Raw genomic sequence first — 21,202 nt, 5'->3', positions numbered from 1 at the left:
GATACCTGCTTTCCCAGGTATGACATTAAAAAGACAAAACTATATAGTAATAAAACATGTTAACTATCAGTAAGTTTTTTTTCCTACCAATTAAATCACATATTAACGTTAGTGATAATATAATTGATGGACTTAAAAGATTGGGGATCATCAATTTAAGAGATTTGCTATTTTACCGCCCTACTTCTTATCAAGTTAAAACAATTTCGCCCAATTTATCTTTACTGAAAAATGGACAGTTAATTCAAGCGGAAGTAACAATTGAAGAAATTCTTGTTCCTAAAAGCAGAAAGCAGCCTTTAAAAATCTTAGTATCTAATGAGACCGGTTCTATTCTACTGATATTTTTTAATAGACCACCTTATTTTCTGCTAAATAAACTTACGATAGGTAGTAAGCAAATAATTGAAGGCAAGGTACAAATATTCTCTAGCTTAGCTCAAATATCTCACCCAATATTTATTTTTGATAAAAAACTTACCAACTCTATACAATCAATTTATCCTTTAACTTATGGAATAATTAATAAGCAACTTTATTCCTATATAATAAAGGCTATTGATTTGCTTGAAAAAGAGTGTAACAGTATCCCTAAAAATTTTCAAGAAATAAAGGATTATATTGAATCTTTATTAAATGATTTAAAAATCATGCATTTATACCAAGTTCATGATACTAAATTACAAACTCAATCCTTAAGACGATTAGCAGCAAGAGAACTATTTGCTAACCAGCTATCATTACAACATCTCCGTCAACAAACAAAATTAAAACAAGGTAATTCATTTACTAAATCCGTTCAGCTACAACAATCAATACTTAAAATATTAGGATTTGAACTAACATATGACCAAAAAAAAGTCATTGAAGAAATTGAAAAAGATCAATTATCTCCTACAGAAATGATGCGTTTACTGCAAGGTGATGTAGGGTCTGGCAAGACCCTGGTAGCTTTATTAACAATAGTCAATGTAGTATATCATAAATTTCAAGCTGCACTAATGGCTCCTACTGATTTATTAGCAAATCAACATTACCAATTCTTTGTTAAAGCCTTAAGTGAAAGCGGAATAAAGATTGGTTTACTTACTGGAAAAATATCTAGCAAAGAACGCAATAAGCTATTATCAGAGCTAGAAAACGGAGATATTGATATATTAATTGGCACTCATGCATTATTTCAAGAAAAAGTAATTTTTAAAAATCTAGGTTATATTGTCATTGATGAGCAACATAAATTTGGTGTACAACAACGGCTTGATTTAATTAATAAAGCTTCATATCCCGATGTTTTAGTAATGACAGCCACCCCTATTCCTAGAAGCCTTACTTTGACTATGTTTGGAGATATGGATATTTCTAAATTAACCAGTAAGCCAAAAAATCGACTACCAATTACTACTAGCATCTTACCCAAAACAAAACTAAATAATGTAATTTCCGTTTTGGATAAAAAACTAACATCTGGAGAAAAAATTTACTGGATATGCCCCCTTATCGAGCAAACTGATGAAGAGTTAGTAACCCAGGAAAAAAACACTAGACCTCTTGCAAAACTCGCTTATGCTGAGGAATTTGAAGGAGACGCGGAACGCAGAACCGCAGCGTACTCTAATGTACGCGAGGATTCGAGTACCGCATCATTGTCCAAATTACCATCAGAAGTAGAGTTAGGCAAGAGGTCTACTGGGCTGACTGACGTTAATACCAGATTCATTACCATTGAAACCGCCTACCCTAACATTACAACTACTATACACGGCAAAATGAAAAATGAACAAAAAGATGCGATTATGCAACAATTTAAGAATGGTAATATTAAAATTCTTATTGCAACAACTGTAATTGAAGTGGGTATTGATGTCCCAGATGCCACCTTAATCGTCATAGAGAATGCCGAGCAGTTTGGTTTAGCTCAATTACATCAGATAAGAGGTAGAGTTGGACGTGGAATGTTACAATCTCATTGTATTCTTCTATATGATCCTCAAAAATTAACTATACTTGCAAAATCTAGATTTGAAGTGATGAGAAATAGTAATGATGGCTTTTATATAGCTGAGCAGGATTTACTGTTAAGAGGTAGCGGAGAAATATTAGGAACAAAGCAAAGTGGTGAGATAAGATTCTTTTTTGCTGATCTAGCTAGAGACTTAGACCTTTTAACTAAAGCTAATAAATTGGCAGAAGAAAGTTCAAATAATCATTCAGAATTATTGACACTTCAAACAAAATTATTTGCTAAAGTAGAATTTAATGAATTAAACTAGGAAATTGCCGAAGATAACTAACTAAAAATTCAATAATATTTACAATAAATTCAATTTAAATTAATATAAGTAAAGATTAAATATTAATTTTATTTAATTTATACTTGTGTATAATTTTTTTATAGTTTAATCTCTAAGTTATTGTAAATAATATTTAATAAAAGGTATAAAATGCTAGAAAACAACTCAGATCAAGATAATTCAGATCAAGAAGATACATGGCGTAATGAATTAGGGGAAACATACGAGGAGCAAGAGGATCGTTTAGATCGTGAAGAATCTATTAGAAAACGCAATGCTATTATATTTGTTTTTATTCCGATGATAATTGGGTTTTTAATATTTACTCATTTTTTTCTTAATTACATAGAAGAAAAGAATAAATTGACGAGACAACAACAATCAACTATCGTCAATAGTAGCCAAGATGCAAAGAAAGAAAATAATTAAATTAGCGAAATCACGTGGTAGTAAAATTACTTCCAGAAAATTCTGAGCTATAGTCAATTGATGAGAAATTGGCAAAAGAGTGTGGTGATTTACCTATTGCTTTTAGAAACTCGGCTACTTATTCCGAAAAAACAATTATTTGAGTTAATTATGAGTGAAATTGTTCAAGAAAATACCAGGATTATTCCTAATCAGCAGACTAGCCTTACCAGAGAACAAAAAGAAGCTGTTGGGTTGCTGTCAATAGGAACGTTACTTGAATATTTTGACTTGATGCTCTACATTCATATGGCAGTATTGTTGAATGAGTTATTTTTTCCACAGAGTGATCCGCACACTGCTACTCTGCTGTCGGCTTTTGCTTTCTGTGCTACTTTTGTTTTTCGACCAATTGGGGCTTTGCTATTTGGTTGGATAGGCGATAAAGTAGGTCGTAAAACTACACTAGTTGTCACAACTTTCATGATGGCATGTTCTTGTTCGATGATGTTTATTTTGCCGACTTATGCCCAAATTGGGATTACCGCTTCGATATTAATCACTATTTGTCGAATAGTGCAAGGTATGTCATCCTTAGGAGAAGCCATAGGGGCAGAATTATACTTAATGGAAATGACCAAACCACCAGTGCAATATCCTGTTGTTGGTGCCATTTCAATATTTGCTGATCTAGGAGCAGTATTCGCTTTAGGTATTGCGGCGATGGTTACTGCATATGGTTTTAATTGGCGATATGCTTTTTTATTTGGTACAATGATTGCCTTGGTGGGAGCTATTGCAAGAATACGGCTTAGAGAAGCTCCAGAATTTGCTGATGCAACCAGAAGGCTGCTAAATAAACTTAAAACTTTCGGTTTTGAGAAAAAAGATATTACTAATCAAGAAATGCTAAATGAAAAAGTTAATATAAAAACTATATTAGCTTATTTATCAATTGAGTCAACTAGACCAATTATTTTTTATCTTGTATATATACATTGTGCTACTATACTGAAAAACACCTTCAATTACAGTACTGAACAAATTATTAATCATAACTTGCTTGTTAAAATAGCAGAGCTACTTATTAGTATTCTATATACTTATTTGAGTTATAAAATATATCCACTAAAAATTTTAAAAATAAAATTAGTAATTTTTGCTAGTATTATTATATTTTTGCCATATTTATTAACTAATCAGTTTCCTTTCTATTTATTATTATTGCAGTTTTTTATATTGTTATTTCAGACAGGATCATTTCCAGCAGCTCCAATATTTTATAAGCAGTTTCCTGTATTTAAACGTTTTAGATGTGTCAGTATCTCATTTGCTGTGCTAAAGGCAACAATGTATATTGTTGTCTCTTTTGGATTAGTTTACTTAATAGAGTATTTTGGTAATTGGGGCATAGTAATATTATTTGTACCTTTCCTTGTGGCATATGGATTTGGTCTGCGTCATTTTGCAATGTTGGAGAAGTTACGCGATGCTTAGTATATGTTTAAATTTGCAATTACAAAACTTCTAGTTCATTGGTATTATGTTCTCTAGATACAGAGTTATGGCATAATTTATACAAATAATTCTCCAAATTTATATAGCCAAAATAAGTGCATACCGCTAGAAAACTCTGTGCTGTTTCACCAACTATCTTCTTAATCTTATCAGGAGATTTTGCACCAATAGTTTGCATATTATGAATTCGATCAAATAGTTTTATTACTAAAATATCTTTCTTATTTTGAGAATATAATATACTCATTGTCTCTGCCGCACTGATTTTTCCATAAGATTTCACCCGAGTCAAATCTACCACTTGACTAGCAACTTGCTCACCAAAAACTCTACCAATCATCTCTTCGGTAAAAGCTGTATCTTCAATAGTATCATGTAGTAAACTGGTAATGATCATATCAGTTCTGTAATATTTTGGCATATTTAGTGCGGTATATTCGGCAACCATATACGCTACCTCTATCGGATGGGAGTAATATAGATCACCGGATTGTCGCATTTGGCTACCATGATACTTTTTGGCGTAATATATACCTTTTGTAATCTCATTAATATTTACAGGTATAGTTACTTGCTGATTTAGCTCAGATAATTTACTTAGTAACCTATCAGCATATTTACAAGATTCATATTTTTCTTGCCAATCATTAATATCTTCCATATAACTCCTATTACATTATTCTAATTATAAAGTATATTAAACTAAAAATTAAAATACTAGCAAATAATTTATTATATGCTTCTTAAAATAATAAGTATTTTGTTATATTTAAGTTACAACCCTATATAAATCAATCAAGTCTTATATATTTCCAATTATAATTTTTTCTGTTGTTCTAACTTATAATATAAAAATATTATCTGTTTTAATTGATTATAATAAATACGTCGGTCTAAATGAACAAAATTTTTATGGATGCCGACAGTCCAATCTAGTTGCCAAGCATTGGCAATTAAATCGCCTTTAACTCGATAATCAAGTTTTTTACAGAGCTATCTTTAAACGCAAAATTTGTCATTCCCGCGTAGGCGGGAATCTAGCCCCATAGCAATACAATTTTTATTCTATAAGTATTAAACAGCATAAAAACGTCATTGCGAGGAGGCGTAAGCCTACGAAGCAATCCATATAGTCTTGATGTATCTATACTAATTCTCATGGATTGCTTCGTCGCTACTAAAGTAGCTCCTCGCAATGACGTTTTTACCCTGTCATTCCCGCGTAGGCTAGACCCCGCACCAAAGCAGGTATGAAACTAAGTTAAGCAGGGATGAAAACCATGATCCTATATTTTATTCAAATCTGCAAAAAAACTTGATTATCGAGTATCAAAAAATTATATGTTAATTTAAATTGAATTCATTGTAAATGACTATTGGGTTGCTGATTAGCTGTAAAACTTTGATATATCAATAATTTAGCTATAGAGAAAATATTACCACACTAATCATCTCCGAAAGAAATAAAAAAAATATTGCTAAAATACCACACGAAATTAAGGGGTACTAACCATCAAAACCATATCTAATGCCAGTGAATTATTGAACATTGTCTTTATTAAGAAAAAATAACTATATTTTAATAAAAAATTAGTTGACTATTTAATGCAGGTTATATTTAATTAAAAATGTAACTATTGCTAACAAGGTTTAAACACGGTGAAAACACGATATATGGCTGATAATTTTGAGGACGATAAAGGGAAGAAGAAAGATAGTGCAGACTTTGCTCAAATAATGAATGTTGTTAATGATATCAAAGGTCGTGTAAAGGACTTGAACCCAGTTACTTTCGAATCATTAAAGTCTATGCTTGCCAATGTTCTTGATGCTCATCCGGAAGTTGCAGAATTTGCCAATATTAAGGAAATGTTTGAACAATTAGAATTGACTCTTAAAGAAGAAGAACAACGGGTTAAATCAGCAATTGTTGCTTTGATTAATGAAGAAAACAGAGCTGCTGAAGTCAAAAGAATAGAAGAGGAAGCGGCGGCAGCAGCAGAAAAATTACGTGAGGAAATAGAAAGACGTGCAGAAGTAGCAGGGGTATATAAAGCTTTTGATTCTTTTCATAAGGATTATCTCAAGGAACAACAAGAAGAGAGTAAACATTTAGATAATGCAATAAAAGCTATCGAAGAAGGTAGGGAAATTGATGCAGAGACTAAGAAAAAATTAACCAAAACCCCGGCACAAATAGAAGAAGAAAAAAGACGTTGGCAACATATTAAACAAACCGACAAAACAGCCGAAGAGGAGACAAAACTCCATTCTGCTGAAATACAGAACATCAAAAAACTTGAAGAAAAAGTTGCCCATCTACCAGCAAATCATCCAGAAAGAGTTTCTTTGGCTAATACAAGGAAATATCATGAGCATCACCATGGTTTAGCTGAAGTCAAGAAAGCAGAATGTGCAGAACATTATAAGGAGATGGAGAAAGATGTTGAAAAGACTCGTCGAGGGGCAGAACTTGCTAAGAAGGCAGGGCGTAAGAATGATGAAGCATTTTTTCAAAATATTGCTGCAGATATTAATAAGATATGTGGTGTTACTCCAGAAAAACATGATATTACTCCCAAAAAGTTAGTTAAAGAAATATCTACAGAAATATCTCTTTCACCATCGCCAGGGTCTAGGAGTTCAGCACCATTAACATCACCTGCTATGTTACTACAACAAAATTCTGATACAGAGCAAGTAGCTCCCAACTCTAATGAGAAAGAACGTATAAATAAAGTAACGGAACAGGTTGAGCAAATAAAAGAGAAATTAGGCTATGGGCAAAAACAGCCAATAGCAGTAGGAAAAACTGCTATTGGAGAGAAAAATGGAACAATAACACCTAATGAAACTCCTAATGCTAAAGCTCCGGATCCCAAAAAAGGCAGAGCTGGTAGGTGGTAAATTATGACAAAATCAAAAAATGAAGTATTAGTTACAGCAGAAGAATATCAACGTTCAGGGGAGTATTATTATGGATTAGCTGTTGACATGGAAGATAGGAATGAACTGCCAGAAAAAATAAATGCTAGTTGGAGAGTGGCTGCTAAAGGATTTTGGCAAGCTTTAACTTTAGGTAGTAAAAAAGCCCCTCTTTCTTTGTTTAAATGTTTTGGACAAGGGGTAGGTGTAAAAAAAGATGTTGACATAGCTGCTCTAATGTATGGTACAGCATTGCAACTTACCCCGGAATATTGTGCTGATAATATTAAAACTGAAAACAAACCAATAATTTCTAAATCTATGCAGCCTAGGATTGATACGTTGGTAAAACTAGTAAAAGATACTGATGCTAAAATTCCTGCTGAGGGTATAACTATGGAGAAACTCCTTGATCAGATGGATAAATTTAACAATGCTATCAAACTTCCATCTGGCAAGTTAATACAGAGCTGTTTTACTGAGAAAAATACCCAAGATACTTCCAAAGCAAAAGAGCTTAAATCTAAAACATTGGAATTAACAAAGAATCTGTCAAGTAAGAGTAAAACAGCAATAGTTACTAAAAACCATAATTCTAGAAAAACTAACAATGTTACGTCTAGAAACGGTTTTGGCATTTTATAAATAAAATAGGAGGATAAGATTATGGCAAAATCAAAAAATGAAGTCACAACTACTGCAAAAGAATATCAATTTTCAGGAGAACGTTATTATGGGTTAGCCATGGATATGGAAGATAGGTGTGAATCTCAGGAAAAGATAGATGCCTGTTGGAGACTTGCTGCTAAAGATTTTTGGCAAGCTTTAGTTTTAGGTGGTAAAGAAGCTCCTTTTTGGTTGTTTAAATGTTTTGGACAGGGATTAGGGGTAAAGGAAGATGCTGACATAGCTGCTCTATTTTATGGTGTAGCATTGAAGTTTACTCCTAAGGAACTTAAGGGCATTAAAACTGAAAATAAACCAGTAATCCCTAAATATATGGAACCTGAAATTAAGAATCTTATCAAATTAGTAGAAAAGACTCATAAGGAGATTCCTACTAAAGGAGTAGATATGGCAGTAGTTCTCGAGCAGATGGATAAATTTAATCACGCTATCAAACTACCGGGAGGCAAGTTAATACAGAGCTGTTTCACTGAAGAAAACACTGCAGCAACTTATGATGAACATGGGGCATCGACTTCTGCCCATGATACCTCTGCTGACAGCGGGTTGCATGATACGTCGTTTGATGAAGGAAATGTTGCCATGGGTGGAGAGAGTTCTCATTACCCTCATCATCATTAGTGTAAAATGTCATACCTGCGTAGAAGAATTGTCACCCCTGCGTAGGTAGGGGTCTTAGATTCCCGCCTACGCGGGAATGAAAGGGTAAAAACGTCATTGCGAGAAGGCGTAAGCCGACGAAGCAATCCAATAAGTGTGGATTGCCACGACCACTATGTGGTCTCGCAATGACGCCAGAATAAAAATTATTTTTCTTATATCACTTAGTGCAGCGATAAAATACTATATACTAAATATATTAACACAAAATATTGAAAAAATATGAGCCATCAGAAGTCAACAACAAAACCAGGTCAACTATGAGTAAAGTTGTTCAAGAAAATACCAGGATTATCCCTGATCGCCAGAATAGCCTTACCAGAGAACAAAAAGAAGCTGTTGGGTTGCTGTCAATAGGAACATTGCTTGAATATTTTGACTTAATGCTATATGTCCATATGGCAGTATTGTTGAATGAATTGTTTTTTCCAAAGACTGATCCGCACACTGCTACTCTGCTGTCGGCTTTTGCTTTCTGTGCTACTTTTGTTTTTCGACCAATTGGGGCTTTGCTATTTGGTTGGATAGGCGATAAAGTAGGTCGTAAAACTACACTAGTTGTCACAACTTTCATGATGGCATGTTCTTGTTTGATGATGTTTATTTTGCCGACTTATGCCCAAATTGGGATTACCGCTTCGGTATTAATCACTATTTGTCGGATAGTTCAAGGTATGTCATCTTTAGGAGAAGTAATAGGAGCTCAATTATATTTAACGGAAACAACCAAGCCCCCACTGCAATATCCTGTTGTTGCTATTACTTCTATATTTGCTGATTTAGGGGCAGTATTCGCTTTAGGTATTGCAACGTTGGTTACTTCACGTGGCTTTAATTGGCGATATGCTTTTTTATTTGGTACAGTGATTGCTCTAGTGGGAGCTATAGCAAGAACGCGACTGAGAGAAACACCAGAATTTGCTGATGCAACCAGAAGGCTGCTATAGTAAATCAAATTGAATTAGGTGACAAAGAATGCAGAAATAGCTTTAGATAATGTACCAATTTCCGCTATTTTGTTTCGAATCCATCGCTTCATATTAGCCCAAAATTTTTCTATTGGATTTAAGTCTGGAGAATATGGGGGTAAAAAAATAACTTCACAACCAACTGATTCTATTAGCTCTTTTGTCTTTTGAGATTTATGAAAACTAACGTTATCCATCACTACAACCTGTCCTGCTGTTAACTCTTTAATCAAAAATTTTTCAACCCAATTATTAAATAGTTCTGTATTACAAGTTTTATTAAAAACAAAAGGGGCTATTGGTTTGTTATTTACTAAACCAGCTATTATATTAGTCCTTTGATAATGCTTCCCACTCTTCTTGCCAATCAATAATTCTCCTATCTTACCCCAACCTCTATCTTGGCAAATTGTCATATCTATACCACTTTCATCAAGATATACTATTTTATCTTTATCATATTTACTGATCTTTTCTAAATAATCAGATCGTTTCTCTGCACTTGCTTCCAAATAGCTAAAGGTTTTTTTTTATAACTAAATCCTAACTTTTTTAATATATTAGCTACTTGAGAACCTGTAATTCCAAAATTCTTACCAATTTCTTGTAGCTTACTATTAGGGTTATTTGTTACGAAATATTCCAATGCTTTTTTATCAATCTTACTTTTAAATCCTAGTCTAGCTCTTGCCAGCACTGTTCCTTCTTTTCTTCTCCTTACGTTCCAACGGCTAATTGTATTTTTATGTATAGCAAATATTCTAGCAGCAGATTCTTGACTATTACCTTTTTCTATATAATTTATTACTTTTTCTCTTAAATCTTGACTATATGGACTTGTTGACATTTTTTCCTTTATTTATACCACATCTTATCACCTAATTCAATTTGATTTACTATAAATAAACTTAAAACTTTCGGTTTAGAGAAAAAGGATATTACTAATCAAGAAATGCTAAATGAAAAAGTTAACATAAAAACTATATTAGCTTATTTAGCAATTGAATCGACTGGACCAATTTGGTTTTATTTGCTATATGTATATTGTGGCACTATACTTAAAAACACCTTCAATTATAGTGCTGAACAAATTATTGGACATAACTTGTTCGTTGCAATAGAAGAGTTACTTACCGGTATTCTATATGCTTGTTTGAGTTATAAAATATGCCCTCTAAAAATTTTAAAAACGAAATTAATAATTTGTGCTATAGTAAATCAAATTGAATTAGGTGACAAAGAATGCAGAAATAGCTTTAGATAATGTACCAATTTCCGCTATTTTGTTTCGAATCCATCGCTTCATATTAGCCCAAAATTTTTCTATTGGATTTAAGTCTGGAGAATATGGGGGTAAAAAAATAACTTCACAACCAACTGATTCTATTAGCTCTTTTGTCTTTTGAGATTTATGAAAACTAACGTTATCCATCACTACAACCTGTCCTGCTGTTAACTCTTTAATCAAAAATTTTTCAACCCAATTATTAAATAGTTCTGTATTACAAGTTTTATTAAAAACAAAAGGGGCTATTGGTTTGTTATTTACTAAACCAGCTATTATATTAGTCCTTTGATAATGCTTCCCACTCTTCTTGCCAATCAATAATTCTCCTATCTTACCCCAACCTCTATCTTGGCAAATTGTCATATCTATCCCACTTTCATCAAGATATACTATTTTATCTTTATCATATTTACTGATCTTTTCTAAATAATCAGATCGTTTCTCTGCACTTGCTTCCAAATAGCTAAAGGTTTTTTTTTATAACTAAATCCTAACTTTTTTAATATATTAGCTACTTGAGAACCTGTAATTCCAAAATTCTTACCAATTTCTTGTAGCTTACTATTAGGGTTATTTGTTACGAAATATTCCAATGCTTTTTTATCAATCTTACTTTTAAATCCTAGTCTAGCTCTTGCCAGCACTGTTCCTTCTTTTCTTCTCCTTACGTTCCAACGGCTAATTGTATTTTTATGTATAGCAAATATTCTAGCAGCAGATTCTTGACTATTACCTTTTTCTATATAATTTATTACTTTTTCTCTTAAATCTTGACTATATGGACTTGTTGACATTTTTTCCTTTATTTATACCACATCTTATCACCTAATTCAATTTGATTTACTATAGTATTATTATATTTGTGCCATATATATTGACTAGTATCCCATCGCCTTTTTATTTATTATTATTGCAGTTTTTTATATTGCTACTTAAAACAGGAACATTCCCAGCAGTACCAATATTTTATAAGCAATTTCCTGTATTTAAACGTTTTAGATGTGTTAGTATCTCATTTGCTGTGATACGGGCAACAATGTATATTGTTACGTCTTTTGGGCTAATCTATTTAATAGATTCTTTTGGTAATTGGGGCATAATAATATTATTTGTACCTTTCCTTGTGGCATATGGATTTGGTCTGCGTCATTTTGCAATGTTGGAGAAGTTACGCAATGATTAGTATATGTTTAAATTTGCAATTACAAAATTTCTAGTTCGTTGGTATTATATTCTCTACATTCAGCATATTTACAATTTACATACTTTGCTTCCCAATCATTAATATTTTCCATTTTAATATCCACCATATTATTTTAATTATAAAGTATACTAAACTAAAAATTAAAATACTAGCAAATAATTTATTATTTGCTTCTTAAAATAATAAGTATTTTGTTACATTTAAGTTACAACCCCGTATTTTGTTTTCTCAAGTTGCTATAAAACTTTAATGCCATATTAAGATCGTGATATTGTTACAACTAGAAATTTGTTATTTCAACTTAAATATATAATTATTTTTCTTATATCACTTAGTGCAGCGATAAAATATTATATACTAAATATATTAACACAAAATATTGAAAAAATATGAGCTATCAGAAGTCAACAACAAAACCAGGTCAACTATGAGTAAAGTTGTTCAAGAAAATGCCAGAATTATCCCTGATCGGCAAACTACCCTTACTAAAGAACAAAAAGAAGCTGTTGGACTGTTGTCAATTGGCACATTCCTTGAGTATTTTGATCTGATGCTATATGTCCATATGGCAGTATTGTTGAATGAATTGTTTTTTCCAAAAACTGATCCTCATACTGCAACTATTCTCTCAGGAGCTGCATTTTGTTCCACTTACTTACTGAGACCTTTTGGAGCTGTTATATTTGGTTGGATAGGTGATAATATTGGACGTAAAGCAACTGTTATCATCACCACTTTTATGATGTCATTATCCTGTTTAGTAATGGCTAATCTACCAACATACGAAAAAATTGGTGTTAGTGCTGCATGGCTTATCACTATTTGTCGTATTCTTTAAGGTATGTCTTCTATGGGAGAAGTTATCGGAGCTCAACTTTATTTAACAGAAATGGTCAAACAATCGACATCGACACGATATGCTACTGTTGCAATCATTGTAACTTGTTCAGCTTTAGGAGCAACAGCAGCCTTAGGTATAGCTTCACTAGTTACTTCTTTTGGATTTAATTGGCGTATGGCATTTTGGTTTGGTGCCGGAATTGCGTTAATTGGTGCAGTAGCAAGAACAGCTCTTAAAGAAACTCCTGAATTTGTCAATGCTAAAAAACGAATAAAAAACATAGTTGAGAAAGCTAATATAGATACAGAAGAGCTAGAATCTAATCCGGCTTGGCAAGAAAAAGTTAACCGAAAAACTACAATAGCTTATTTTTTAATAGAATGTACTGGTCCTATATGGTTTTATATAGGGTATATTTATTGTGGTAATATTCTAAAAAATACTTTTCAATATAGTGCAGAACAAATTATCCATCAGAATTTCATCGTGACTTTAACGGATATATTAGGCTGTATAATAGTCATTTTTCTTGTTTACAGAATACATCCTTTGAAGATTCTTAAAGTACAATTAATAATATTTTCTATTTTTTCTGTTATATGCCCTATTTTATTACAGAATATATCAAGTCCAATAGAGTTATTTTTTATTCAAATATTTTTTACAGTAGTTGCTCCTACAGGCTTTCCAGGTTTTGCTGTATTTTGTATGCATTTCCCAGTATTTAAGCGTTTTACATATACTAGTTTTATATTTGCTTTATCACGTTCTTTAATGTTTGCTGCAGCTTCTTTTGGTATTATTTATTTGGTAGATTATTTTAGTCATTGGGGGTTATTATTCATGATTATTCCAATCCTTACGGGTTATACATTTGCTATCTCTCATTTTAAAAAGTTAGAGATGGCAATTGGAAGTTATAATTAAAAGAAAATCTATAGCTATTGTTGTTCTCCAAAGCATTTAAACATAATTGAGCTAATTCATTTTCTAATTCTAACTCACTAATAGTTGTGGTTATTGACAAAAATGTAATTAAAGTCTCTTTTATTATCTTCTTAATCTTCTCAGGAGATTTTGCACCAATAGTTTGCATATTATGAATTCGATCAAAGAGTTTTATTATTAAAATATCTTTCTTATTTTGAGAATATAATATACTCATTGTTTCTGCCGCACTAATCTTCCCATAAGATTTTACCCGGGTCAAATCTACCACTTGATTAGCAATTTGCTTGCTAAAGATCACAGCAATCATATCTTCGGTAAGAGTTGTATCCTCAATAGTATCATGCAGTAAGCTAGTAATGATCATATCAGTCCTGAAGTATTTTGGTACCTTTAATGCTGTGTGCTGTGCAACCATATACGCCACCTCTATCGGGTGAGAATAATATGGGTCACCAGATTGTCGCATCTGCGAACCATGATACTTTTTGGCGTAATATATACCTTTTTTAACCATATCAATATCTACTGGTATAGTTACTTCCTGGTTTATCTGCATTAGTTTACTTAGTAACCTCTCAGAATATTTGCAATCTTCGTATTTTGTTTCCCAATCATTAATATCTTCCATTTTAATACCCATCACATTATTTTAATTATAAAGTATATTAAACTAAAAATTAAAATACTAGCAAATAATTTATTATTTGCTTCTTAAAATAATAAGTATTTTGTTACATTTAAGTTACAACCCTATATAAATCAATCGAGTCTTATATATTTCCAATTATAATTTTTTCTGTTGTTCTAAAGAGATATAGTGGCTTCGTAACCTCGACCTACCAAGCTAGAGAGTTGGTATTACTAGCAAGAAATTTTATAAGGTTTTGCCAAAGATTTATCGAAATTCGACTTAGAATAGATGAAGAAAAAGAATCGGCAACTAAAGATTGACTTTATTAGGAAGCTGGTTAGAATAACAGTTGGAATGACAAACGTTAGAACATTACGGTATCTTTTGCAATAAAAAATTAATCAGAAATGAAATCTTAAGAGCTTGGAGTCCAGAAGAGCCTAAAAAAGCTATTTGGATCAGGGAAGATGAAATATTAAGGCAAATTGAGGAAGTATTAAAAACCTTACAAATAAAAGATACTGAGATATTAAAACAAACAATGGATTATTTAATAAATGTCAATCAAGGCAAGGCTTATGAATTTAACCGTGAAGTTGGCGAATTAAAACAAGAGCATACCGTTATTCAAAATAAACTAAATAGATTGATGGATTTCTTAGCAGATGGCACCTTAACTAGAGAAGAATTTTTGCATAAGAAAACTCAATTAAAGGAAAGACAATATGAATTAATTGAATTAATTAAGAGTTATGACAAAGTAGATGATAAGCTTTCTAAAAAGCTTGCAGACCTTATATGTATCAGCACAAACGCCTATGAAACTTTTAAAGGTTCGACAATTGTTGAAAAAAGGGAATTATTAAATTTTATGTTTTCGAACCTAACACTCGAGGGCTGTAAACTGCATTACGTTCTGGATTTTCCATTCACAGAATTGCAAAAAGTAGCAAATTGCGCCGAATGGCTGGGGCGGATGGATTCGAACCACCGATGACGATACCAAAAACCGTTGCCTTACCACTTGGCTACGCCCCATCACTCTAAGATAGCTTATAGCAACAAACAATTATCTAGTCAAATAATTTATAACTTATGAGACATTCATGTGTAAGAAAAATTTTGTACGCCTTATTTATTGTCTCCATTATTCAATTAAAAGGTAATTGCATTAAGCATTTAAGTTAAGTATAATTACCAGTTACATTTAATCAAATTTAATCATTTTACGAATAATGTCTTATTTAAGCTTTATAGATGATGTTACACTTGAAAAGGTTGTTAAATTTGTCTTAGATAAAGGCAGGGCAGCAATGATCAAAGCAGAGAAAAAATTTGATCGTAATGTTGTGGATCCGTTTTCTATTATCTTTGAAATGGCTAGTTTTAAAATTAATTCTAGTGAGTGGCTGAAGAGTGAGAAATCCCGTCAATCACAAAAAACTTTATCAAATCACCTAGGTGATTTTCACCAACAAATATTAGGGGCATTTGATGGATGGGAAAGTTTAAGTTCTGGTCAAATGGTAGATATTGTCAATCACGATAAAAAAATCATTGGAGAAGTAAAAAATAAACATAATACTCTTAAGGGTTCAGACAAAGCTTCTATGTATTATAAATTAGAAAATTTAGTAATGCAAAAAGGTCATATGTATAAAGGATATACAGCATATTACATTGAGATAATTCCTAAAAAACCAAAGCGGTATAATATTGAGTTTGTTCCTTCTAACGCTTCCACTGGTGTTATATGCCCAAGAAACCGTTTGACACGACAAATAGATGGTGATAGTTTTTATAGTCAATTCAGGGGAATTTGGTGCTAGGAGCGATGGAGCGACGCCTATAAGTAATAGGCGAGCGACGAGTGACGACGTCACCAACTTCTCATCAATTGACTATATGCACTTGCAACTGGTGTAGATGATGCTCTTGAACAATTATTTGAGATAACCCCAACCATCATATCAAACTTACAGCCAGAATTCAAAATTAATACAGGGCAAAACGATGAGTTTATAAAAAAATTCTTTAAATCTGCGTTTCAGGCAAAATAGTCATGCTAAGAGGATCAAAATAATTTTCTAGCATTGCCACAAGGCATCTACCAATATGATATGCAAGATTAACAGGCACAGCATTACCAATCTGCTTGTATTGCGATGATCTTGAACCAACAAATTTCCAAGAATCTGGAAAACTCTGTATTCTAGCGTATTCGCGTATTGTTAAAGGACGCGTCTGCGACGGATGGCATCGTTCTGTTTGTTTTTGTGCAGGATTACAAGTCAAAGTTAGGGACGGCTCATTCCAAGAAAGTCTTCTTGCCATTCCAGTCTTACCACCACTTAGATGATAGCTAGCACCCATATAATCTCTTTGTAAAACATCAGGCAAATTTCGCCAGTATCCACCTTCTGGTATTAATTCCATTATTTTCTTTTTCTGAGCAGTATAAGTTTGACCATCAGATATTGGAACATCCTTTAGCACTTCAGCTATACTAATAGTATAATCTTGTTCTTTAGGAAATATAATAGAACATGATAAGTCGTTCCTTACCCCTATAATTACTAATCGTTCTCTTTTTTGAGCTACATCTAAATATTGTGCTCTTAGAACTTTATAAGCGATACGATACCCTAATTGACTTAGAACATGAATCATAGTTGATAATGTTCTACCTTCGTCATGCTTTTCCAGTCCTTTAACATTTTCAGCTAGTATAATTTTAGGTTTTATTTGTTCTATTGCTCTTGCATATTCAAAGAACAGAGAACCGCGTATATCTTCAAAACCAAGCCTTTTACCGGCATAACTAAAAGCTTGACAGGGGAATCCACCAGCTAAAATATCTGCATAAATATTCTTGTAACATATTTTACTTACATCATCATTAATAACATGCCAGCTTGGCATATTAGTTTTTAATGTATCAGCTGCATTTTTATTTATTTCTACAAAAAGAGAACCTTTAAGACCGGAATTATGCAATCCTAAAGCTAAACCACCGGCACCAGCAAATAGTTCTAAAACTTGAAAATTGGTTTTTCTTTCTGATTGTAATATTTTGAATCCTATATTATTATTCCCGGATAATTTTGATTTTAGTCTCTGTAATTCTTCAGATTGAAAAAAACGGTGTTTATTTTTATTTCTGTATGCTTTTACAAGCCCTTTTTTTTCCCACTTTCTGATAGTATCAAACGATACTCCTAACAAAGCACTAGCCCTTGCAATAGTAATTAGGGAATTATAGTCAATTGATGAGAAGTTGGTGACGTCGTCGCTCAATGCTCGCATATTACTTATAGGCGTCGCTCCATCTTTCCTGCTATCTAATTCTCCTAAATTGACTATAGTATCATGTGGCTGATGTTCATTAGACATATAGTAACCCTTTCTTATGTACAGGTTACTATATTATATAAATCATGGTTAATGTCAATCAGTAACCTCAACACTATATAATCAAATTTTTTCGGAGTAGCTATAAAAAAATAATAACTTCTTTGTTAATATGTGCTAGAATCTAATACTAAGTAAGATAATCAATTATTTTAGGCTAATGGATAAGGTATCAAGCTCTGTTCAAGAATATATTAAGTCCGGGGAATATTTTGTTGATGCTAGAAGATGGTATAATTTTGAATATTTATATCCGCTTGTACACAGATCATTTTTGCTGATATTTACGGTAGTTTTCTTGGCATTATTTCTAGGTGTAGTGGTTAGTGTTAACAGTTTATTACCAACAGTTCGTCAGGTAAGATACGCAATTAGTGCTGAATCTCTAAAGAGTGCAACAATAACTAACGCTAATCATATAAAAAGTAATGCAATTAATTCTATTGCAGATATTATGATTAAAAATTATGTGATACACAGAGAATCTTATGATTATGATTTTCTTCGTCCTCAATTTATGTTTATTCAGAATAGTTCTACACGTATAATATTTAGACAATTTGCCAATTTTATGAATATTGACAATTCATTGTCACCAGTTATGCGTTACCAAAGGTCTTTAAGGCGTTCTGTTAATATATTATCAGTGGTTTATCATAAGAATAATAAGGCTGAGGTTATATTTACATCGGTGGCAAAAAATTCTGCTAATGATATTTTGGAAAATATGGTTTGGCAAGCGACAATAAATTTTGAAATAGATGCCATTAATATCCATTTACCTCCTAACTCAAATTTTAATTTTGTGGTTACTGGTTACAAACTTAAATTAATAGAAGATAAAAGTAAGAAATAAAATGAAGCGATTAATAATATTGTTTGTGGTAGTATTTTCTGTAAATACTGCTTTAGCTGTTAGAGAATCTAGACCATTGCCGATCGATAGCAGAATTAGGGTAATGGTGTATAGTCCCGATGATGTATTTAAATTCACCGGATACTACGGTTATCAAGCTAGTATAGAGCTAGCAAAAGAGGAGGAAATAGTTAGTATTTCCATGGGGGATACTACTTCTTGGCAAATAGTACCAGCCGGTCATAGGATTTTCATTAAGCCAATGGAACAAGATGCTACAACGAATATGACGATTATTACTAACAAGCGAACTTACTTTTTTGAACTATATGCTGCAGAAGCTTCGGACATGAGAGATCCAGAAATGGTTTTTAATTTAAGATTTATCTATCCTGATGATGAAAATTCAGGAGATTATTTGCAAACTTATGTTACATCCTCAGCTAACCTTGATTTATCTCATCCGGAGAAATATAATTTTAATTATTCGATAAGTGGTAATGAATCAATTGCCCCAATTAGAATTTTTGATGATGGAGTGTATACTTACTTACAATTTAGAGATAAAAATGCTGAGTTACCAGCTATTTTTGCAGTTGATGAAGCTCTTAGAGAATCGATGGTAAATTATCGACTTGCTCAAGATAATGCTAATATGGTGATTATTGAACAGGTATTTCACAAATTGTCAATACGTCATGGCAAAAAAATAGTATGCGTGTTTAATGAAGCATTTAAACCGTATTAAGCTTTAGAACTAACCCCTAGGAGAGACTGCCTACAATAACAAAAATCTCCTAGAGCAAAGCAATCCATTTCTATTTACTTTTATGGATTGCCGCGTCGCCGCTTTTAGCGGCTCCTCGCAATGACGGCTTGAGGACGTGAGGTTCCAACTGTTGAAAGTTAGAAGATATATTTTTTAAGGTAATTACTAATGTTGGAAACATCGCACATATTACAAGAATATTTGCCTATAGTGGTATTTTTTGCTATAGCATCAGTTTTGTCGTTGATAATAGTTACATTACCGAGGCTTTTGAGTCCTCGGAAATATAATAAGGCTAAGCTGGATAGTTATGAATGCGGATTTGACCCTTTCGGTGATGCTAGGAGCAAATTTGATGTACGTTTTTACCTAGTAGCTATTTTATTTATTATTTTTGATTTAGAAGTAACTTTTTTGATACCATGGGCTATTACGCTTGGGAAAATTGGTAAATTTGGTTTTTTTTCAATGATGTTTTTCTTATTTGTACTTACTGTTGGTTTTATATATGAATGGAAAAAAGGAGCATTAGATTGGGAGTAATTACATGAAAGCAGAAATAGATTTATATGATCAAGACAAGCTACTTGCAGAAGAAATCTCAAATCGAGGATTCTTGATAACTAAACTTGATGATTTGCTAGGCTGGGCTAGAGCTAATTCACTTTGGCCTATGAGCTTTGGTCTTGCCTGCTGTGCAGTAGAAATGATGCAAGCTGCTTCCAGCCGTTATGATATGGATCGTTTTGGTATGTTGTTTAGACCAAGCCCCCGTCAATCTGATTTAATGATAGTTGCAGGAACCTTAACCAATAAGATGGCTCCGGCTCTTAGAAAAGTTTATGACCAGATGACTGAACCTAAATGGGTTCTATCAATGGGAAGCTGTGCCAATGGTGGTGGCTATTATCATTATTCCTACTCAGTAGTGCGTGGCTGTGATCAAATAGTACCAGTAGACGTATATGTACCAGGTTGTCCTCCGACGGCTGAGGCTTTGATTTATGGCTTAATGCAATTACAAAGGAAAATTAAAAGAACTACTAGATTTAAGAGTGCTAGTGTATAATATGGAAGAGATTATTGATAAATTGATAAAAAATCAAGGGCTTGAAATAGCTGTGTTACCTGTACAGTCAAATGGTTCAAATATACATTTTGCTGCTTATAAATCTACTATAGAAAGCTTGTTGCCATTTTTATCGTCAATTAAGCAATCTGAGAATTTACGTTTTACCGTGTTGACAGATTTATTTGCTGCTGATTTTTTAGACCGTTTGAAACGGTTTGAAGTAGTGTATAATTTACTAAGTCTTAAATTAAATAAACGTATACTAGTCAAAGTTGAGGTTGGAGAAAATGACATAATTCCTTCAATTACCAAAATCTTTAGTGCTGCCTGCTGGTATGAGCGTGAAGCATATGATATGTTTGGGGTAAATTTTGCTGGGAGCCATGATATTCGCCGTATTCTAACAGACTATGATTTTGTTGGTCATCCTCTTAGAAAAGATTTCCCATTAACTGGGTACGTACAAGTTAAATATGATGAAACTCTAGCAAAAGTAGTATATGAGCCAGTTAAGCTCGATCAGCCATATAGAGAATTTGATTTTTCATCAAGTTGGAAAGGAGCTAGTTATATATTACCTGGGGATGAGAAAGCAAATAAACGTATTTTATAACAGCAATTATAAATTCAAAAATAAAGAGTTAGGTCATAATATATTCCAAATAAAATTTTTATGGTTAGGGATTAAAATCTGGTTGTTTCTTTATGAGAACTACAAATAA

25 protein-coding genes and 1 tRNA gene are annotated in these 21,202 nt (G+C 32.5%); 18 read left to right on the top strand and 8 right to left on the bottom strand.

Annotated features, from left to right (window positions below; genetic code table 11):
- The first annotated feature begins 56 nt into the window (after positions 1-56).
- The 3 genes from ACQH6S_RS06675 (at position 57) to ACQH6S_RS06665 (ending at position 4,196) form a co-directional block, all read left to right on the top strand.
- Positions 57-2,270 (top strand): ATP-dependent DNA helicase RecG, encoded by a 2,214-nt coding sequence (locus tag ACQH6S_RS06675; RefSeq protein ID WP_425360273.1) that lies wholly within the window; start codon positions 57-59, stop codon positions 2,268-2,270.
- Between the two features lie 171 nt (positions 2,271-2,441).
- Positions 2,442-2,720, top strand: a complete 279-nt coding sequence (locus tag ACQH6S_RS06670) for an RC1041 family protein (protein ID WP_425360272.1) — start codon at positions 2,442-2,444, stop codon at positions 2,718-2,720.
- Between the two features lie 150 nt (positions 2,721-2,870).
- Entirely contained in the window at positions 2,871-4,196 is a 1,326-nt protein-coding gene (locus tag ACQH6S_RS06665; RefSeq protein ID WP_425360271.1) for an MFS transporter, read from the top strand.
- A gap of 19 nt (positions 4,197-4,215) precedes the next feature.
- On the opposite strand, the gene ACQH6S_RS06660 is transcribed toward ACQH6S_RS06665, so the two are convergent.
- Complete coding sequence (locus tag ACQH6S_RS06660) at positions 4,216-4,878, bottom strand: HD domain-containing protein (RefSeq protein ID WP_425360270.1); 663 nt, start codon at positions 4,876-4,878, stop codon at positions 4,216-4,218.
- A gap of 1,013 nt (positions 4,879-5,891) precedes the next feature.
- On the opposite strand from ACQH6S_RS06660, the gene ACQH6S_RS06655 reads away from it, so the two are divergent.
- The 4 genes from ACQH6S_RS06655 to ACQH6S_RS06640 all read left to right on the top strand — a co-directional run bounded on the left by ACQH6S_RS06655 (position 5,892) and on the right by ACQH6S_RS06640 (position 9,436).
- Positions 5,892-7,124 carry a hypothetical protein gene (locus ACQH6S_RS06655; protein ID WP_425364443.1) on the top strand — a complete coding sequence of 411 codons (1,233 nt, stop codon included), beginning with the start codon at positions 5,892-5,894 and terminating at the stop codon, positions 7,122-7,124.
- Between the two features lie 3 nt (positions 7,125-7,127).
- A complete protein-coding gene (locus ACQH6S_RS06650) occupies positions 7,128-7,787 on the top strand; it encodes a hypothetical protein (protein WP_425360268.1) in 660 nt (219 codons plus the stop codon).
- Between the two features lie 21 nt (positions 7,788-7,808).
- Positions 7,809-8,450 carry a hypothetical protein gene (locus ACQH6S_RS06645; RefSeq protein ID WP_425360267.1) on the top strand — a complete coding sequence of 214 codons (642 nt, stop codon included), beginning with the start codon at positions 7,809-7,811 and terminating at the stop codon, positions 8,448-8,450.
- Between the two features lie 299 nt (positions 8,451-8,749).
- A complete protein-coding gene (locus tag ACQH6S_RS06640) occupies positions 8,750-9,436 on the top strand; it encodes an MFS transporter (protein ID WP_425364442.1) in 687 nt (228 codons plus the stop codon).
- A 14-nt stretch (positions 9,437-9,450) separates the two neighbouring features.
- On the opposite strand, the gene ACQH6S_RS06635 is transcribed toward ACQH6S_RS06640, so the two are convergent.
- The 4 genes from ACQH6S_RS06635 to ACQH6S_RS06620 all read right to left on the bottom strand — a co-directional run bounded on the left by ACQH6S_RS06635 (position 9,451) and on the right by ACQH6S_RS06620 (position 11,539).
- Complete coding sequence (locus tag ACQH6S_RS06635) at positions 9,451-9,969, bottom strand: IS630 family transposase (protein ID WP_425364377.1); 519 nt, start codon at positions 9,967-9,969, stop codon at positions 9,451-9,453.
- Positions 9,933-10,304, bottom strand: a complete 372-nt coding sequence (locus tag ACQH6S_RS06630; RefSeq protein WP_425364376.1) for an IS630 transposase-related protein — start codon at positions 10,302-10,304, stop codon at positions 9,933-9,935. Before ACQH6S_RS06630 ends, ACQH6S_RS06635 begins: the two co-directional genes overlap by 37 nt.
- 381 nt (positions 10,305-10,685) lie before the next feature.
- The gene (locus ACQH6S_RS06625; RefSeq protein ID WP_425364377.1) at positions 10,686-11,204 is read right to left on the bottom strand and encodes an IS630 family transposase; all 519 of its coding nucleotides are present in this window, start codon (positions 11,202-11,204) and stop codon (positions 10,686-10,688) included.
- Positions 11,168-11,539: an IS630 transposase-related protein gene (locus ACQH6S_RS06620; protein WP_425364376.1), complete on the bottom strand. Its 372-nt coding sequence runs from the start codon at positions 11,537-11,539 to the stop codon at positions 11,168-11,170. Before ACQH6S_RS06620 ends, ACQH6S_RS06625 begins: the two co-directional genes overlap by 37 nt.
- Positions 11,540-11,580: 41 nt before the next feature.
- Between ACQH6S_RS06620 and ACQH6S_RS06615 the strand changes: the two genes are divergently transcribed.
- From ACQH6S_RS06615 to ACQH6S_RS06605, 3 genes are all read left to right on the top strand, one after another.
- Positions 11,581-11,928: a proline/betaine transporter gene (locus tag ACQH6S_RS06615; RefSeq protein WP_425364441.1), complete on the top strand. Its 348-nt coding sequence runs from the start codon at positions 11,581-11,583 to the stop codon at positions 11,926-11,928.
- Positions 11,929-12,376: 448 nt separating this feature from the next.
- Positions 12,377-12,787 carry an MFS transporter gene (locus tag ACQH6S_RS06610; protein ID WP_425360265.1) on the top strand — a complete coding sequence of 137 codons (411 nt, stop codon included), beginning with the start codon at positions 12,377-12,379 and terminating at the stop codon, positions 12,785-12,787.
- 3 nt (positions 12,788-12,790) lie between these two features.
- Positions 12,791-13,717, top strand: a complete 927-nt coding sequence (locus ACQH6S_RS06605) for an MFS transporter (RefSeq protein ID WP_425364440.1) — start codon at positions 12,791-12,793, stop codon at positions 13,715-13,717.
- On the opposite strand, the gene ACQH6S_RS06600 is transcribed toward ACQH6S_RS06605, so the two are convergent.
- Entirely contained in the window at positions 13,680-14,369 is a 690-nt protein-coding gene (locus ACQH6S_RS06600; protein WP_425360263.1) for an HD domain-containing protein, read from the bottom strand. The two genes, ACQH6S_RS06605 and ACQH6S_RS06600, sit on opposite strands and share 38 nt — an antisense overlap.
- Before the next feature lie 544 nt (positions 14,370-14,913).
- Between ACQH6S_RS06600 and ACQH6S_RS06595 the strand changes: the two genes are divergently transcribed.
- A complete protein-coding gene (locus tag ACQH6S_RS06595; RefSeq protein ID WP_425360262.1) occupies positions 14,914-15,369 on the top strand; it encodes a hypothetical protein in 456 nt (151 codons plus the stop codon).
- On the opposite strand, the gene ACQH6S_RS06590 is transcribed toward ACQH6S_RS06595, so the two are convergent.
- Positions 15,337-15,410, bottom strand: a tRNA-Gln gene (locus ACQH6S_RS06590). The genes ACQH6S_RS06595 and ACQH6S_RS06590 overlap by 33 nt on opposite strands.
- Positions 15,411-15,607: 197 nt before the next feature.
- On the opposite strand from ACQH6S_RS06590, the gene ACQH6S_RS06585 reads away from it, so the two are divergent.
- Together ACQH6S_RS06585 and ACQH6S_RS06580 are read left to right on the top strand one after the other, a co-directional pair.
- Positions 15,608-16,201 (top strand): Eco47II family restriction endonuclease, encoded by a 594-nt coding sequence (locus ACQH6S_RS06585; RefSeq protein WP_425360261.1) that lies wholly within the window; start codon positions 15,608-15,610, stop codon positions 16,199-16,201.
- Complete coding sequence (locus ACQH6S_RS06580) at positions 16,161-16,298, top strand: palindromic element RPE2 domain-containing protein (RefSeq protein ID WP_425364439.1); 138 nt, start codon at positions 16,161-16,163, stop codon at positions 16,296-16,298. The genes ACQH6S_RS06585 and ACQH6S_RS06580 overlap by 41 nt, the downstream gene beginning before the upstream one ends.
- A gap of 108 nt (positions 16,299-16,406) precedes the next feature.
- Here ACQH6S_RS06580 and dcm read toward each other — a convergent pair whose 3' ends face one another.
- Positions 16,407-17,765 carry a DNA (cytosine-5-)-methyltransferase gene (gene dcm / locus ACQH6S_RS06575; RefSeq protein WP_341748901.1) on the bottom strand — a complete coding sequence of 453 codons (1,359 nt, stop codon included), beginning with the start codon at positions 17,763-17,765 and terminating at the stop codon, positions 16,407-16,409.
- Between the two features lie 178 nt (positions 17,766-17,943).
- Between dcm and ACQH6S_RS06570 the strand changes: the two genes are divergently transcribed.
- The 5 genes from ACQH6S_RS06570 to ACQH6S_RS06550 all read left to right on the top strand — a co-directional run bounded on the left by ACQH6S_RS06570 (position 17,944) and on the right by ACQH6S_RS06550 (position 21,093).
- A complete protein-coding gene (locus tag ACQH6S_RS06570) occupies positions 17,944-18,639 on the top strand; it encodes a VirB8/TrbF family protein (RefSeq protein WP_094649370.1) in 696 nt (231 codons plus the stop codon).
- Between the two features lies 1 nt (position 18,640).
- Positions 18,641-19,387 (top strand): P-type conjugative transfer protein VirB9, encoded by a 747-nt coding sequence (virB9, locus tag ACQH6S_RS06565; protein WP_094649371.1) that lies wholly within the window; start codon positions 18,641-18,643, stop codon positions 19,385-19,387.
- Positions 19,388-19,576: 189 nt separating this feature from the next.
- Positions 19,577-19,951: an NADH-quinone oxidoreductase subunit A gene (locus ACQH6S_RS06560; RefSeq protein WP_094649372.1), complete on the top strand. Its 375-nt coding sequence runs from the start codon at positions 19,577-19,579 to the stop codon at positions 19,949-19,951.
- A gap of 4 nt (positions 19,952-19,955) precedes the next feature.
- Positions 19,956-20,477: an NADH-quinone oxidoreductase subunit B family protein gene (locus ACQH6S_RS06555; protein ID WP_341748900.1), complete on the top strand. Its 522-nt coding sequence runs from the start codon at positions 19,956-19,958 to the stop codon at positions 20,475-20,477.
- Between the two features lies 1 nt (position 20,478).
- The gene (locus ACQH6S_RS06550; protein WP_094649374.1) at positions 20,479-21,093 is read left to right on the top strand and encodes an NADH-quinone oxidoreductase subunit C; all 615 of its coding nucleotides are present in this window, start codon (positions 20,479-20,481) and stop codon (positions 21,091-21,093) included.
- The last annotated feature ends 109 nt before the right edge of the window (positions 21,094-21,202 follow it).

The sequence above is a fragment of the Candidatus Tisiphia endosymbiont of Mystacides longicornis genome (assembly GCF_964031095.1).
Classification (GTDB): domain Bacteria; phylum Pseudomonadota; class Alphaproteobacteria; order Rickettsiales; family Rickettsiaceae; genus Tisiphia.
This window is presented reverse-complemented; position numbering and strand designations above follow the sequence as displayed.